The organism is Erwinia sp. Eh17-17 (assembly GCF_039675725.1).
In the GTDB taxonomy this organism is placed as follows: Bacteria; Pseudomonadota; Gammaproteobacteria; order Enterobacterales; family Enterobacteriaceae; genus Erwinia.
The window spans coordinates 1-1,239 of sequence record NZ_JBDFQT010000028.1 but is presented as its reverse complement, the minus strand read 5'-3'; the positions used below and the strand labels follow the sequence as shown (position 1 = coordinate 1,239).

The following is a 1,239-nucleotide window of genomic DNA, read 5'->3' as shown; positions in this document are numbered from 1 at the left end:
CTGACCCGCTCCCCGTATGTGATCCATTCATAATCAGGAATAACCGGCTTCATTCTGGCTGCATATTCTGGCAACCGGCAGATTTTTCGGCAAATTCAGAGGGCGTCATCCAGCCCAGTGCAGAATGGGGACGACTCTGGTTATAGTGTATGCGCCAGGCCTCGATTTTGCACCGTGCATCCTCCAAAGACATAAACCAGTTCTCGTTCAGACATTCCTGCCTTAACCTGCCGTTGAAGGACTCCACCGTCGCATTGTCCGTCGGTGTTCCCGGGCGTGAGAAGTCGATTCTGATGCCTCTTTCGTACACCCATCTGTCCAGCATTTTCCCTGCAAATTCAGAACCATTATCGGTTTTCAGCAACTGAGGTAAAGGACGTCTGAGCGCTATGCTATTTAGCATTTCTGCCACTTCTGTTGAACGCAAATTCTGCCCCACGCAGATCCCCAGGCATTCGCGGGTGTACAGGTCGATAACCGTCAGCAGGCGCAGTCGTCGCCCGTCAAACAACGCATCAGAGACAAAATCCATGCCCCAGACGTGATTCGGATACAGACCCTGAGGCTGCGGTTGGCGGCGCTGGGCGGATTTATTGCGGCGTGGCCGTTTGAGGCGCAGCGACAGACCCTGCTCACAGTAGAGGCGGTAGATTCTTTTGTGATTATCGCGCCAGCCTTCCCGCCTCAGCATCACGTATACCCGGCGGTACCCGTAATGAACCCGGGTTTCGGTTATCTCACGGATGCGTAGCCGCAGTGCGCTGTCGTCGGCGGCCACAGAACGATATCGAAACGAGCTGCGGCTGACCCGCAGCGCAAAACAGACCTGTCTCTCACTGGCACCGTAGCGGGCTTGCAAATCCCTGACCCATTCGCGCAGGCGTGCCAGCGTCAGCTCTTTTTTGCCAGCACGTCCTGCAGCATCGCCTTGTCGAGGCTCAGATCGGCAACCAGCCTCTTCAGCCGCAGATTTTCCTCTTCCAGTTGCCGCATGTGTTTGAGTTCAGAAGGGGAAATGCCGCCGTATTTCTTACGCCACGTATAGAAGGTGGCATCAGAAATGCCCAGCTTACGGCAGACATCCGGCACGGACGTCCCCAGCTCAGCCTGCCTGAGGGCAAAGACAATCTGCTCTTCGGTGAATCGTGACTTTTTCATCGGCACCACCTCCGTTCAGGGGAGTGTTTATCATGCCGGAATTCTGTTGCTGAATGGAGCAGGATTTTGGGTCAGGGTCAA

General features: G+C 55.1%; 1 pseudogene. It reads right to left on the bottom strand.

The annotated features are described in order from the left end of the window. Nucleotides 1-49: 49 nt before the first annotated feature. Nucleotides 50-1,158: pseudogene (locus ABEH87_RS21635) on the bottom strand (IS3 family transposase). Nucleotides 1,159-1,239 lie beyond the last annotated feature (81 nt).